We start from the raw sequence: 14,636 nt of genomic DNA on the forward strand, positions 1-14,636 counted from the left end.
GAATGATGCGGCCCCTTCTTGACGTGCTTTTGCTGGTGCTTGACCTTTACATGGATGTCATCATCGGGGTTGCGATCCTGTCCTGGCTTGTGGCTTTCAATGTCATCAACCTGCATAATGATCTCGTCCGCTCGATCTGGAATGCGCTTAACGCCCTGACCGAACCGGTGTTGCGCCCCATCCGAAACATGCTGCCAAACATGGGCGGCCTCGATATCTCGCCCATCGTGGTCATGCTGCTGATCATACTCATCAAGCGGGAAATCATCACCTACGTCTATCCATACGTCTACTGATGTTCTGGCAGGCGGTTGCGGGTGGATATCGCCTGCGCATCCGGCTCAACCCGAAGAGTTCACGCGATGCGCTGGGCGCGCCCGAAGCCCTGAGCGATGGCACACAGGTGTTGCGCGCCTATGTGCGGGCGGTGCCGGCGGAGGGCAAGGCGAATGCAGCTCTGATCAAATTGCTTTCGGCAGCGCTTGGCGTGCCAAAATCGGCTCTGGAGCTGGAGACCGGCACAACTTCGCGCCTCAAATCGGTTTTCGTGCGCAGCGATGCGGATCTTGCGCCGCGCCTCATGCAGCTTGCGCGTGACTGAATTGCGCAAATGGTGAAAATTGTGAAGAAATCGCAATGAAATCCGCCTCGTTTTGTATTAAGGCCATGAAACCTTCTCGAACTTTGAGTCTTCGATAATGACAACAGATCAGCATCCGCAGTCCAAGGCCCATTCGGGTTATTATTTTGAGGATTTCGAGGTCGGACAGGTGTTTCGCCATGCGACGCCGCGCACCGTCACGCTGGGGGACATGGCGCTGTACAGCGCGCTTTACGGTTCGCGTTTTGCCATTCAGTCCTCGGATGTCTTCGCGCAGAAGGCGGGTTATCCGCGCAGCCCCGTCGATGACATGCTGGTGTTTCATATTGTTTTCGGCAAGACCGTGCCGGATATCTCGCTCAACGCGGTCGCCAATCTCGGCTATGCGGCCTGCCGCTTTCTTGCTCCGGTCTATCCCGGCGATACGCTGGGCGCCATATCGGAGATCATCGGCCTCAAGGAAAATTCCAGCCGCCAGACCGGCATTGTTTACGTGCGCAGTCAGGGCTTTAATCAGCGCGGAGTCATGGTGCTGGATTTTGTCCGCTGGGTCATGGTGCGCAAGCGCAATCCCGGCGCGCCTGCGCCCGATGAAGTTGTGCCGACGCTGCCGCGCGCGCTTGCCGCCGATACGCTCGGCGATGCCTGCCCGGCTTTCGACGCCCAGCATTACGATGTCGCGCTCGCCGGGTCGCCGTTCCGCTGGCGGCATTATTCGGTGGGCGAGAAAATCGACCATATCGACGGCGTCACCGTCGAGGAAGCCGAGCATCAGATGGCGACGCGTCTTTATCAGAACACCGCCAAAGTCCATTTCAATCAGTTCATCGAAGGGCAGGGCCGGTTCGGACGCCGCCTGATCTACGGCGGCCATGTGATTTCTCTGGCGCGCTCGATTACGTTCAACGGGCTGGGCAATGCCTTTCACATTGCCGGCATCAATGGCGGGCGGCATGTTGCGCCGCTCTTTGCCGGAAACACGGTTTTCGCATGGTCGGAAGTGCTGGATACGCGCGAACTGCCAGGGCGTGACGATGTCGGTGCGCTGCGCCTGCGCACAATTGCCACGCGGGACCGTCCCTGCGACGATTTTCCGTTCCGCGATGGCGAGAATTATCATGCCGCGGTGGTGCTCGACCTTGATTACTGGGTGGTGCTGCCGCGCTGACCGGGCCGCGCCATTGGTGAAAAAATACGCATGAAAATCCGTCAGGCGGCGCGGATGGGGTTTTCATGCGCGACATTTTGGTCTAACAGTCTGTGCAGAAATTGACAGGCTGATGTCAGGCGAACATGACGTGCGGGGCGCATTCAAGAGAATCGCGGCCCCTTTTTTGCGCGTGTCCGTCTGATCACTCGTAAGGACGAATCGCGCCATGCCGAAACGCACAGACATATCCACCATTCTCATCATCGGCGCCGGACCCATCATCATTGGTCAGGCCTGCGAATTTGACTATTCCGGCACACAGGCCTGCAAGGCTCTGCGCGCCGAGGGCTATCGCATCGTTCTGGTCAATTCCAACCCGGCCACGATCATGACCGATCCGGACATGGCGGACCGCACCTATGTCGAGCCGATCACCCCCGAAGTGGTGGCCAAGATCATCGAGAAAGAGCGCTATGCCGTTCCGGGCGGCTTTGCCCTGCTGCCCACCATGGGTGGCCAGACGGCGCTCAATTGCGCGCTTTCCCTACAGCGCATGGGTGTGCTGAAGAAATTCGACGTCGAGATGATCGGCGCGACAGCCGATGCCATCGACAAGGCCGAGGATCGCGAGCGCTTCCGGGAGGCCATGACCAAGATCGGCCTGTCCACACCGCGCTCGCATCAGGTCAAGACGCTGGCGCAGGCGCTGGAAATCATGGACGACATCGGCCTGCCCGCCATCATCCGTCCCAGCTTCACCATGGGCGGCACGGGCGGCGGCATCGCCTATAACAAGGCGGAATATATCGAAATTGTCGAGCGCGGCATCGACGCCTCGCCGACCAGCGAAGTGCTGATCGAGCAGAGCGTGCTGGGCTGGAAGGAATATGAGATGGAGGTTGTCCGCGACAAGGCGGATAATTGCATCATCGTCTGCTCCATCGAGAATATCGATCCGATGGGCGTGCACACCGGCGATTCCATCACCGTGGCCCCGGCTCTGACCCTGACCGACAAGGAATATCAGATCATGCGCAACGCCTCGCTGGCGGTTCTGCGTGAGATCGGCGTCGAGACGGGCGGCTCCAATGTGCAGTTCGCCGTTGATCCGGCCACCGGCAAGATGATCGTCATTGAAATGAACCCGCGTGTTTCGCGCTCTTCGGCGCTGGCCTCGAAGGCCACGGGCTTTCCCATCGCCAAGGTCGCGGCGAAGCTGGCCGTGGGCTATACGCTCGATGAGATCGCCAATGATATCACCGGCGGCGCGACCCCGGCCTCGTTCGAACCCACCATCGATTATGTGGTCACCAAGATTCCGCGCTTCGCCTTCGAGAAATTCCCTGGCGCCGAGCCGATCCTGACCACAGCCATGAAGTCGGTGGGCGAGGCCATGGCTATTGGCCGCACCTTCAATGAGAGCGTGCAGAAGGCGCTGCGCTCGCTGGAGACGGGCCTGAACGGCCTTGACGACATTGAGATCGAGGGACTCGGGCAGGGCAACGACCGCGCCGCCGTTCTCTCGGCGCTGGGCACGCCGACCCCGGACCGGCTGCTGCAGGTAGGGCAGGCGCTGCGCATGGGCCTTTCGGTGGCTGAAATTCACGAGGCGTGCAAGATCGATCCCTGGTTCATCGAGCGCCTTGCCGAGATTGTCGCGCTCGAGGCGCGCGTGAAGGCGCATGGTCTGCCTCAGGATGCCGACAATCTGCGCCTGCTCAAGGCCAATGGCTTTTCCGACATGCGGCTTGCTTCGCTCGCCGGCGTCGATGCAGCGGATGTGGCGGCGCTGCGCCGCGCGCTGGACGTGCATCCGGCCTACAAGCGCATAGACACCTGCGCGGCCGAATTTGCCTCGCCGACCGCCTATATGTATTCAACCTACGAGACGCCCTTCGCCGGTGCGCTGGCCAACGAGGCGCGCCCCTCCGGGCAGGAGAAGGTCGTCATTCTGGGCGGCGGGCCGAACCGCATCGGTCAGGGCATCGAATTCGATTATTGCTGCTGTCATGCCTGTTTCGCGCTGCATGATGCGGGCTATGAGACGATCATGGTCAACTGCAATCCGGAGACGGTCTCCACGGATTACGATACATCCGACCGGCTCTATTTTGAGCCGCTGACAGCCGAAGACGTGCTGGAAATTCTCGATCTCGAGCGCAAATCCGGTAAGCTGAAGGGTGTCATCGTGCAGTTTGGCGGCCAGACACCGCTGAAACTGGCCAATGCGCTGGAAAAAGCCGGTATCCCCATTCTTGGCACCACGCCGGACATGATCGACCTTGCCGAAGACCGCGACCGCTTCAAGCGTCTGCTCGACAAGCTCGGTCTCAAGCAGCCCAAGAACGGCATTGCCTATTCAGTCGAGCAATCGCGCCTGATTGCGGCCGATCTCGGCCTGCCGCTGGTCGTGCGTCCCTCTTATGTGCTGGGCGGACGGGCTATGGCCATCATCCGCGATCAGGCCTCGTTCGACGATTATCTGTTGGGCACCTTGCCCGGGCTGGTGCCGTCCGAGATCAAGGCGCGCTATCCCAATGACAAGACCGGCCAGATCAACACGGTGCTGGGCATCAATCCGCTGCTGTTCGACCGTTATCTCTCGGATGCCACGGAAGTCGACGTCGACGCCTTGAGCGACGGCAAGGATGTCTTTGTTGCGGGCATCATGGAGCATATCGAGGAAGCCGGCATACATTCCGGCGATTCGGCCTGCTCGCTGCCGCCGCGCAGCCTGACGGCGGACATGCTGGCCCGCCTTGAGGAACAGACGCGCAAACTGGCGCTGGCACTCAATGTCGTTGGCCTGATGAACGTGCAATATGCGCTCAAGGACAATGATATCTACGTGCTTGAGGTCAATCCGCGCGCCTCGCGCACCGTGCCGTTCGTCGCCAAGGTGATCGGCGTGCCGGTGGCCAAGATCGCCTCGCGCATTATGGCGGGAGAGAGCCTCCAGAGCTTCGGCCTCAAGCCGATCACGCTTAATCACGTCGGCGTCAAGGAAGCGGTGTTTCCTTTCGCGCGCTTCCCCGGCGTCGATACGGTGCTGGGGCCGGAGATGCGCTCCACCGGCGAGGTTATCGGCCTTGACCGCTCGTTCGAGGTGGCTTTCGCCAAGAGCCAGCTTGGCGCCGGCGCCAGCGTGCCGGTGCAGGGCACGGCCTTCGTCTCAGTGAAGGATGCAGACAAACCGCGGGTTCTTGAAACCATCCGCAGTCTTGCCGAACTGGGCTTTAATATTATCGCTACCGGCGGCACGTTGAAATTCTTGCAGGCGGCGGGCGTTCCTGCGCAGAAGATCAATAAGTTTTCTGAAGGGCGACCGCATATTGTCGATGCAATAAAGAACGGTGAAGTGCAACTGGTGTTCAATACAACGGATGGCGCGCAGGCGCTTGCAGATTCACGTTCGCTGCGCCGCGCTGCCCTCTTGCATAAAGTGCCATATTATACCACTTTAAGTGGCGCTGTGGCGGCGGCACAGGGGATCAAGGCCTATCATGGCGGCGATCTTGAAGTGCGCGCCCTGCAGGATTATTTCGTCTGAGGCTCCGGCTTCGGGTGAAGGGGCAATATCTGACTGGCGCAGACAAGATCATCTTTCTGCGCGGGTTTATTTTTGTTTGAAGCATGTGGCTTCAAGGAACACAGGTAGAGGACCATGGAACGTATTCCGATGACGGCTACGGGTTATGCAGCACTCGAGGCAGAATTGAAGATGCGCCAGCAGGAGGAGCGTCCGCGCATCATCCAGGCCATTGCCGAGGCGCGTTCGCATGGCGACCTTTCCGAAAATGCGGAATATCACGCGGCCAAAGAGTCCCAATCGCTCAACGAGGGCCGTATTGCAGAACTCGAGGACCAGCTGTCCCGCGCCGAGGTGATCGACGTCTCCAAGCTGTCGGGCAGCACCATCAAGTTCGGCGCCACCGTCACCCTGATCGACGAGGACACCGAAGCCGAAAAGAAATATCAGATCGTCGGCGAGGCCGAAGCCGATGTGAAGCAGGGCCGGGTCTCCATCACATCGCCGACAGCCCGCGCGCTGATCGGCAAGAAGGTCGGCGATCATATCGAGGTGACGACGCCCGGCGGCGGCAAGTCCTACGAGATTTTGAACGTCGCCTTTGTCTGAACTGGCTTGAACAAAATTCTGCTCTAATTTCGCCGTTTAATGGCGCAAATGGGGGTGTGTGATGAAAAGCAAGACAATTTTACGGCTGTTCGCGCTGCTCGCGGTTCTTTTCGCCGCGCCAATGGCGATGGCGGCGGACGCGCTCTCGCCGCAGGAAGCCGCGCAGATCAAATTCAGGGCGATTCAGGTCGATACGTCCCGATATGAAGATCAGGGCGCGGGCGGTTATGCCAGTATGGTGAAAGCCTCCGTGCTGGCACAGGCGCATCAGATTTTCGCCGATAAATATGACCCGCGCGATCCGAAGGGCGCTACGCTGATCATCCGCGTCGACAGCGTGATGTGGACCAACGGCGGCTCCTGGGGTTTTGGCGGCAATCACCATGGCAGCGCGTTCATGAACGTGCAGCCGAAGGATTACATGGAAGGCTCAGGCGTCATAACCCGCGGCGGCCATGTTCTGGTGGATCACCACATGCTGGCCTCGCTTGATTCCGAGGGCGGTTACGGACAAAGACGCACGGATCTGCTGTCCAACTATTATGTAGCCTGGCTGCGCAAGGAAATGGGTATGTAATATCCGCTTTTTCGCGCTTTTTAAGGTGGCGGTGCCTCTGGGCATCGCCTTTTTATTTGGCGGTGCGGGCCTCATCTGTGCTATAGGCCCGCTCAATCGAAGTTCAATCGAAAACCTTTCAGAAGACAGCGAGTTTGCTTGATGGCACGTCAGTTCATTTATCATATGCAAGGCCTCAACAAGACCTATCCCGGCGGGAAAAAGGTCCTGGAAAATATCCATCTCTCCTTTTATCCCGATGCAAAAATCGGCGTTCTCGGCGTCAACGGCTCGGGCAAGTCGACGCTGCTCAAAATCATGGCCGGGCTGGATACGGAATTTACCGGCGAGGGTTTTGTCGCGGAAGGCGCGCGCGTCGGCTACTTGCCTCAGGAGCCGCAGCTTGATTCCGCGCTCAACGTGCGTGAAAACGTCATGCTCGGCGTCAAGGAAAAGCAGGCCATTCTCGAGCGCTACAACGAACTGGCCATGAACTATTCCGACGAGACCGCGGATGAGATGACCCGGCTGCAGGACGAGATCGAGGCGCAGGGCCTCTGGGATCTCGACAGTCAGGTGGAACAGGCGATGGACGCGCTCGGCTGCCCGCCGGACGATTGGGAAGTGACCCGCCTTTCGGGCGGCGAGCGCCGCCGCGTGGCGCTGTGCAAGCTGCTGCTGGAAAAGCCGGACATGCTGCTGCTGGACGAGCCGACCAACCATCTCGACGCCGAAACCGTCAACTGGCTTGAAGGGCATCTGCGCAATTATCCCGGCGCGATCCTGATCGTCACCCATGACCGCTACTTCCTCGACAATGTGACGGGCTGGATTCTCGAACTCGACCGCGGCCGCGGCATTCCCTATGAGGGCAATTATTCCTCATGGCTGAGCCAGAAGCAGAAGCGTCTTGCACAGGAGGCTTCGGAGGATAAGTCCCGCCAGAAACAACTCGAGGCCGAATCGGAATGGATTTCCGCAAGCCCCAAGGCGCGGCAGGCCAAATCGAAGGCGCGTATTCAGCGCTATGAGGAACTGGTGCAGAAACAGGGTGAAAAGGCCCCGACCTCGGCCCAGATCATCATCCCGGTGGCGGAGCGCCTTGGCAATAATGTTATCGAATTCGATGGCCTCTCAAAGGCTTTCGGCGACAAGCTGCTGATCGACAACCTCTCGTTCAAGCTGCCTCCGGGTGGCATTGTCGGCGTCATCGGTCCGAACGGCGCGGGCAAGACCACGCTGTTCCGCATGATTACCGGGCAGGACAAGCCGGATAACGGCAAGATCGAGATCGGTCCGTCGGTCAAGCTTGGCTATGTCGATCAGTCCCGCGATGCGCTCGACGACAAGAAGACCGTCTGGGAAGAGATTTCCGGCGGCAATGATGTGATCTATCTGGGCAAGCGCGAGATCAATTCGCGCGGCTACTGCTCGGCGTTTAATTTCAAGGGCGGCGACCAGCAGAAGAAAGTGGGCATGCTTTCGGGCGGCGAGCGCAACCGCGTGCACCTTGCCAAGATGCTGAAGAGCGGCGCCAACGTGCTGCTGCTCGACGAGCCCACCAACGATCTTGATGTCGATACCTTGCGCGCGCTGGAAGAGGCCCTGCTCGATTTTGCCGGCTGCGCCGTCATCATCAGCCATGATCGCTTCTTCCTCGACCGCATCGCCACCCATATGCTCGCGTTTGAAGGCGACAGCCATGTGGAATGGTTCGAGGGCAATTTCGCCGATTACGAGGAAGACAAGAAGCGTCGCCTTGGAATCGATTCCGTGATCCCGCACCGGCTGAAATATAAGAAATTCAGCCGCTGAGGGCGCTCGGCATATGGGTTGCAGCCAAGAGCCCCGGGGATTGTCCCCGGGCACTGGCGGCCCCGAAAATCGCAGCATAGCGCGCCGAATTTTTGATTGTGGATGGCCGGATCAGGATCCGGCCATGACGCATCGCGCGCTTAAGCGGCCTTGGCAGCCTTCGGCTTGATCAGGCCGCGGTCCACCAGCACTTCGGCGATCTGCACTGCATTGAGCGCGGCGCCCTTGCGCAGATTGTCCGAGACGCACCAGAAATTGAGGCCGTTCTCCACCGTGGCGTCCTCGCGGATGCGCGAGATATAGGTTGCATCCTCGCCAGCCGCCTCGTGCGGGGTGATGTAGCCGCCCGGTTCGCGCTTGTCGATAACGAGGCAGCCCGGCGCGGCCCGCAGGATCTCGCGTGCTTCCTCGGCGCTGATCGGCTTTTCGAATTCGACATTCACGGATTCGGAATGGCTGATGAAGACCGGCACACGCACGCAGGTGGCGGTGAGCTTGATCTTCGGATCGAGGATCTTCTTGGTCTCGGCCAGCATCTTCCACTCTTCCTTGGTATAGCCGTCCTCCATGAAGACGTCGATCTGCGGAATGAGGTTGAAGGCGATGCGCTTGGGGAACTTCTTGTTCTCGAAGGAATCCGAGGTGAAGATTGCGCGGGTCTGCGAGAACAACTCGTCCATGCCGTCCTTGCCGGCGCCCGAAACGGACTGATAGGTTGAAACCACGACGCGCTTGATGATGGCGGCATCGTGCAGCGGCTTCAGCGCCACGACAAGCTGTGCTGTCGAGCAATTCGGGTTGGCGATGATATTCCGGCGCGAAAAGCCGGTGATGGCGTCGGCATTGACCTCAGGCACGATGAGGGGCACGTCGGAATCGTAGCGCCAGGCCGATGAATTGTCGATGACAACGCAGCCCTGCGCGCCGATGCGCGGCGAAAATTGCTTTGAGACTTCGCCGCCTGCGGACATCAGGCAGATGTCGACATTGGAAAAGTCGAATGTATCGAGCACCTTGCAGGTCAGGGTTTTGTCGCCGAAGGAGACTTCCGTGCCGTTGGAGCGCGAAGAGGCGAGCGGAATGACCTCGCTGACCGGAAATTGCCGCTCGGCCAGAATTGCGAGCATTTCACGACCGACATTGCCGGTTGCGCCCGCGATCGCAACCCGAAAACCTGACCCCTGACTTACCATGATTTGATCCTCTTATTGTCTCTCCCGGCCTGACGACACCTTCAAGCGGTGGGCCCCTTCCCCCGCCGAGAGAGAACCAGGGACGAGGACGAGCTTTAGCGTGCGACCCGTTTTGGGGTCGTTGATGGTTTGGCCGGTTTTTTCAAATCCGCAAAAAGCATCAGGCTATCGCATTTCAAGAGAACGCCTCTCCAAACACCTATTGGCAGGAAAAGTCAAGCCGTGACGCCGCGCAGATGACGTTGCGCTAACGAATCGTTCACCCTGTTCAGCTTCGCAACAGCTTTCGTAACCAATCTGTTAACAAATCGGATCAGATTGCTCGCATCGAGGTTTTATCCAGAGGCTCATGACATCCGTCTTTCTCCAGGAACAACGCCAATCGCCGCTGCCGCATGTACTGCTGGCGGTGCTGACGGCGTGCACGATCGCCGTTGTCGCCGTCATGGTGACGCGGCGCATGCAGCCTGCTGCAACCGCCCCGCAGGCTTCTGCGCCGCAAATTCCGGTCTGGGTGGCGCGGGACGGGCCGGAGGCTTTCGCTCTTGATGCCTCTGGTTATGGCTTTGGCGCGCCGAAATATCTGGCGCAATCGCTCATACCCGGCCAATCCTTGCGCGATACGCTGCTGTGGGGCGATGAGCGCCGGTTCCTGCGGCTGGTGATCCAACGCGGGGCGCCCGGCCATTTTTCCGATTTTTATCTGGAGATGGTGCGCCGCAGCGCCGATGCGGGGCTTGCTCTGGTCAAAGCCGGTGAGCCGGTGCCGGTACATACGCGGCTGGGCCGTGCCGAGGCGGCTGCTCTGGCGCTGGCCGGCGCCCCGGGATCATTGGCCTGCGAGGGTTTTCGCCTGCTCGATCACGGACCCGGGTTCAGGCTGGCCGGACTGATGTGCGGCATGGACAGCCAGATCTCGGCGCAGCAGGTGGCGTGCATGATCGATCGCATCGAACTGAAGGACATTTCCGATCCGGGCATGATCGATATATTCACCACGGCCGGGCAGGCCAGCGATTGCCCCGCCAGAGGCCCTGATCTGGGTGATTTCATGGCGCCGCTGCCGGTGGCGCCCGCGCCGGTCAGACCGGCGCGGATCAAGAAGCGTTAATCGGCGGGCCCGATCAGCCTTTGGCAAGTTCGGCGAGAATGGCGTCGCCCATTTCGCGCGTGCCGACAATGCTGGGCGCAGAGCCGCGGATGTCCGCAGTGCGCAGTCCCGCCGCCAGAACGGCGGCAATGGCGGCTTCCAGACGGTCGGCCTCCGCGCCAAGCCCGAATGAATAACGCAGCGCCATGGCGAAGGAGCCGATCATCGCGATGGGATTGGCAAGACCCTTGCCGGCAATGTCGGGCGCCGAGCCATGCACCGGCTCATAGAGCGCCTTGCGGCGTCCGTTTGCATCTGCCGCGCCCAGCGAGGCCGAGGGCAGCATGCCCAGTGAACCTGTCAGCATCGCGGCCACGTCCGAGAGCATGTCGCCGAACAGATTGTCGGTGACGATGACGTCGAACTGCTTGGGCGCGCGCACCAGCTGCATGCCGAGCGCGTCGGCCAACTGGTGTTCGAGAATGACATCTGCATATTCGCGCTTATGCAGTGCGGTGATGACCTCATTCCACAGCACGCCGGATTTCATCACATTGCGCTTTTCGGACGAGGTGACCTTATTCTTGCGCTTGCGCGCCAGTTCAAAGGCGACACGGCCGATGCGCTCAATTTCATAGGTGTCGTAAACCTGCGTGTCGATGCCGCGCTTCTGCCCGTTGCCCAGATCGATGATTTCCTTCGGCTCGCCGAAATAAACGCCGCCGGTGAGTTCGCGCACGATCATGATGTCGAGGCCCTCGACAAGCTCACGCTTGAGCGAGGAGGCGTCGGCGAGTGCCGGATAGCAGATGGCAGGGCGCAGATTGGCGAAAAGCTTGAGATCCTTGCGCAGGCGCAGCAGGCCGGCCTCCGGGCGTACATCATAAGGCACGCTGTCCCATTTCGGGCCGCCAACAGCTCCGAAGAGCACGGCATCGGCGCTTTGCGCCAGCGCCATGTCGCTCTCTGAGATGGCCTTGCCATGCGCATCATAGGCAGCGCCGCCGACAAGACCCTTCTCCATGTCGAAATGCACAAGTCCAGCCTTCGAGAACCAGGCCGCCACGCGCTCGACTTCGGCCATGACCTCGGGGCCGATTCCGTCGCCGGGCAGCAGCAATAATGTGTAATTTTTCATTGTCTCAATCCCTGATGAGCCTGCTCTGAATATCCATTTGTGCATAAGGGCGCGAGGGCAGGCTCGTCAACAGGAAACCCCGGCACAGGGCCGGGGTTTGGCGTTTTGCAGGCAGGAAGGCCGTTCAGTCGAACTGGTAGCCGAGATAGCGCTTGGAATCGATGGGATCGCAGCCAAGATGCTGGCGCAATTTCTTGCGCAGTTTGCTGATGTGGCTCTCAATGACATTTTCGTCGACTTCCTCGTCAAAAATGCCATAGACGGCATTGAAGATCTGGGATTTGTCGACGCGCCGGCCCCGGTTGGCGACGAGATATTCCAGAATGCGCCGCTCGCGCCGCGGCAGGGTGAGCACCTCGCCGTTGATGGTTGGGTCGTGCCCATCGAAGAATACTTTCATCGTGCCATAGGTGGCATAATCGCGCGTGGCTTCCGCACGCCGCCGGATCGCACCGACGCGCGCCATGATTTCCCGCACATGTACGGGCTTGCGCACGACATCGTCGACACCCGCCGCGAAGAGCTGAAGGGTTTGTTCCAGCGACTGGCTGTCGCTCATGGCGATGACCGGCGCATCGGAACGCTCGCGGATGATGCGCGGGATCAGCTCGCGCTCGCGGCAGTCGCCGAGCAGAAAGCCTTCGATCGCGTTGAGATCGGTGGAGGCGACGGAGCGAACCCAGTCGCGGAATTCGTCCGGGCAGAAGCCGGTAGCGGCGACGCCCTCACTGTTGAAGCCTGACGCGTAGCCGGCGGTGACCATTTCGCGGTGATCGACAATGACCAACATTGCTTTCCTCGAATCAGAATAGTGAACTGATGTATTGTTTATTCATATTCGAAGAGTCGTCAATTTTTGTTTATGAAATGAATCTCAATTTATTGATTTTATTACTGTATATTCAAAGTATAAATTGAAAAATACATCAAAAATTAATAAAATATTAACTAATAATACTATTTTAATACATTATTATATATTCTATACTTATATTATACTATGAATGATCTCTTCAATTAACGATTTTTGTGGCTTTGATTGGCAAGAATTGCGCGCGGCCGTTACGGCACGTTTTAAGCATTCCGGCTTATGTTGCTGTTTGGAATTGACGGAGAACCTAACGTCATTGCCCGCAGGCGAAGAAAAACTCGGTGAAAAAATTATTTACGGGCAATGGCTATATTAATAACCGGAGCTGCTTTTTCAGCAATTTCGGAGATTTACTTCAGATTATTTCAGGCAACACTTTTGATCTTCGGGTGTTTTGGTGCATTTCCGGTCTCCTGACCGGCTGAATTCTGGCTCATCTCTGCGCGGTCCAGATCAGGCTCGAGAAGCAGGCTCAGCTTGGCGATCATGTCGGCGCGCGAATCGCAGGGGCGGCTGGCAATGGCGAGGCGCAGTTCGCTGGCGGTTTTCATCGCCCTGGCGCGCATGTCGGTGGGAAGGTTGGCCCGGTTCAGCAGCAACTGAACCTCCAGCAGCCGCAGCCGCAGCACCGCGGGGCCGAAATCGGCTGCCGCAAGCCATTTTTCATCCAAGAGCATAGTCGTCATAATGGCGCCTCCTCTGACTAACCATGAGGCAGGCGGCTTTCGCGAGGCTGACCTTCGTTCTTTGCCCTGTTCCGGCTGCACAAGTCTCACGCAAGCCATTGTGTGTTTTCTCAGCTCATTCATTCTGGAGGAGAAAAGCGATGAGCTTGCTGGGCGTGTTGAATTCTGCTGTGTCGGGCATGACGGCGCAGAGCCAGAAACTCACCAATGTCGGCAGCAATATCACCAATTCCGATACGGTGGGCTACAAGCAGGCCTCAACCGAATTCGAAACCCTGCTTGGCGGCGCAGATCCCGGCGGCGCGGTGGCGGGCGGCGTGCTCACCTCGACACGAAACATGATTTCCGGTCAGGGAACGTTGATCACAACCAGTTCGGCCACCGACCTTGCAGTCAATGGTCAGGGCTTTTTTGTGGTCTCAAACGCGAATGATGACAGCTATCTGACGCGGGCGGGCTCGTTTTCCCGCAATTCGGACGGATATCTTGTCAATACCGCCGGCTTCAAGCTGATGGGCTACAGCCTTACATCCGGCACCACCACCGGCGCGCTCAACAGTCTGGCCGGACTGACCGCCATCAATATCGGACAGGCGGCCCTGACCGCCACGCCCACCACATCGGCAACCTTGTCCGCCAATCTGCCATCGAGCGCGTCCATTGTTCCGGCTGCTCTTTTGCCGTCGGTCAACGGCGCCTCCTCGACCTATACCGACAAAAGTTCGGTTATTGTCTATGACAATCTGGGCAGCCCGGTCACGCTCGATATCTATTCCACCAAGACTGCCGCCAACACATGGGAAATGTCGGTTTACAATCAGGCCGATGCGACAAGCGGCGGCTTTCCCTATTCGTCTTCTGCGCTGGCAAGCGTCACCTTGAATTTCAGTGCATCGAACGGTTCTCTCAGCAGTCCGGCATCGATTTCTGTTGCCGTGCCCGGCGGCGCGACGATGACGATGGATATATCCGGCATGACCCAGCTTGCCGCGGCTTATACGCCGATCAGCGCGGTGGCGAACGGCAACAGCCCGAGCGCATTCGATCATGTTTCGATCGGGCCGGACGGCACGCTCTCGACAGTTTATGCCGACGGTACCACGCTCTCCAATTACCGGATTCCGCTGGCTAATGTCGCCAGTCCTGATCTGATGACGCCCCTGTCCGGCAATCTTTTCCAGCCAAGTCTTGAATCGGGCGGCGTGATGGTCGGAACCGCCGGTCTGGCGGGGCTCGGCACAATCAAATCGGCGGCGCTGGAGCAGTCCACCGTCGATCTTGCCAGCGAACTCACCAATATGATCGTGGCGCAGCACGCCTATCAGGCCAATTCCAAAGTGTTCCAGACCGGCACCGACATGCTCGACATTCTCATGACGCTCAAGCAGAACTGAACGG

Annotated in this window: 13 protein-coding genes; 9 read left to right on the forward strand and 4 right to left on the reverse strand. The window is 59.0% G+C overall.

Annotated elements, in window-relative coordinates; genetic code table 11:
- Positions 1-5: 5 nt before the first annotated feature.
- From AC0N03_RS09840 to ettA, 7 genes are all read left to right on the forward strand, one after another.
- Positions 6-296 carry a YggT family protein gene (locus AC0N03_RS09840; protein ID WP_474288742.1) on the forward strand — a complete coding sequence of 97 codons (291 nt, stop codon included), beginning with the start codon at positions 6-8 and terminating at the stop codon, positions 294-296.
- Positions 296-601 (forward strand): DUF167 domain-containing protein, encoded by a 306-nt coding sequence (locus AC0N03_RS09845; RefSeq protein WP_474288537.1) that lies wholly within the window; start codon positions 296-298, stop codon positions 599-601. Before AC0N03_RS09840 ends, AC0N03_RS09845 begins: the two co-directional genes overlap by 1 nt.
- A gap of 97 nt (positions 602-698) precedes the next feature.
- Entirely contained in the window at positions 699-1,769 is a 1,071-nt protein-coding gene (locus AC0N03_RS09850) for a MaoC family dehydratase (RefSeq protein WP_474288538.1), read from the forward strand.
- Between the two features lie 208 nt (positions 1,770-1,977).
- Positions 1,978-5,301, forward strand: a complete 3,324-nt coding sequence (carB, locus tag AC0N03_RS09855) for a carbamoyl-phosphate synthase large subunit (protein WP_474288539.1) — start codon at positions 1,978-1,980, stop codon at positions 5,299-5,301.
- A 114-nt stretch (positions 5,302-5,415) separates the two neighbouring features.
- Positions 5,416-5,889 (forward strand): transcription elongation factor GreA, encoded by a 474-nt coding sequence (gene greA, locus AC0N03_RS09860; RefSeq protein ID WP_474288540.1) that lies wholly within the window; start codon positions 5,416-5,418, stop codon positions 5,887-5,889.
- Positions 5,890-5,950: 61 nt separating this feature from the next.
- Positions 5,951-6,466 carry a hypothetical protein gene (locus AC0N03_RS09865; RefSeq protein WP_474288541.1) on the forward strand — a complete coding sequence of 172 codons (516 nt, stop codon included), beginning with the start codon at positions 5,951-5,953 and terminating at the stop codon, positions 6,464-6,466.
- 141 nt (positions 6,467-6,607) lie between these two features.
- Positions 6,608-8,260, forward strand: a complete 1,653-nt coding sequence (ettA, locus tag AC0N03_RS09870) for an energy-dependent translational throttle protein EttA (RefSeq protein WP_474288542.1) — start codon at positions 6,608-6,610, stop codon at positions 8,258-8,260.
- Between the two features lie 140 nt (positions 8,261-8,400).
- Here the strand turns inward: ettA and AC0N03_RS09875 are convergent, their stop codons facing one another.
- The gene (locus AC0N03_RS09875; RefSeq protein WP_474288543.1) at positions 8,401-9,453 is read right to left on the reverse strand and encodes an aspartate-semialdehyde dehydrogenase; all 1,053 of its coding nucleotides are present in this window, start codon (positions 9,451-9,453) and stop codon (positions 8,401-8,403) included.
- A 349-nt stretch (positions 9,454-9,802) separates the two neighbouring features.
- Between AC0N03_RS09875 and AC0N03_RS09880 the strand changes: the two genes are divergently transcribed.
- Entirely contained in the window at positions 9,803-10,564 is a 762-nt protein-coding gene (locus AC0N03_RS09880) for a hypothetical protein (protein ID WP_474288544.1), read from the forward strand.
- A gap of 13 nt (positions 10,565-10,577) precedes the next feature.
- Here the strand turns inward: AC0N03_RS09880 and leuB are convergent, their stop codons facing one another.
- From leuB to AC0N03_RS09895, 3 genes are all read right to left on the reverse strand, one after another.
- Entirely contained in the window at positions 10,578-11,681 is a 1,104-nt protein-coding gene (leuB, locus tag AC0N03_RS09885; RefSeq protein ID WP_474288545.1) for a 3-isopropylmalate dehydrogenase, read from the reverse strand.
- A 124-nt stretch (positions 11,682-11,805) separates the two neighbouring features.
- Positions 11,806-12,471: a response regulator transcription factor gene (locus AC0N03_RS09890; RefSeq protein WP_474288546.1), complete on the reverse strand. Its 666-nt coding sequence runs from the start codon at positions 12,469-12,471 to the stop codon at positions 11,806-11,808.
- A gap of 446 nt (positions 12,472-12,917) precedes the next feature.
- Positions 12,918-13,238 (reverse strand): hypothetical protein, encoded by a 321-nt coding sequence (locus tag AC0N03_RS09895; RefSeq protein ID WP_474288547.1) that lies wholly within the window; start codon positions 13,236-13,238, stop codon positions 12,918-12,920.
- 140 nt (positions 13,239-13,378) lie between these two features.
- Here AC0N03_RS09895 and AC0N03_RS09900 point away from each other — a divergent pair, with 140 nt between their 5' ends.
- Positions 13,379-14,632 (forward strand): flagellar hook protein FlgE, encoded by a 1,254-nt coding sequence (locus AC0N03_RS09900; RefSeq protein WP_474288549.1) that lies wholly within the window; start codon positions 13,379-13,381, stop codon positions 14,630-14,632.
- The last annotated feature ends 4 nt before the right edge of the window (positions 14,633-14,636 follow it).

The organism is Methylocystis sp. sgz306128, from assembly GCF_056032725.1.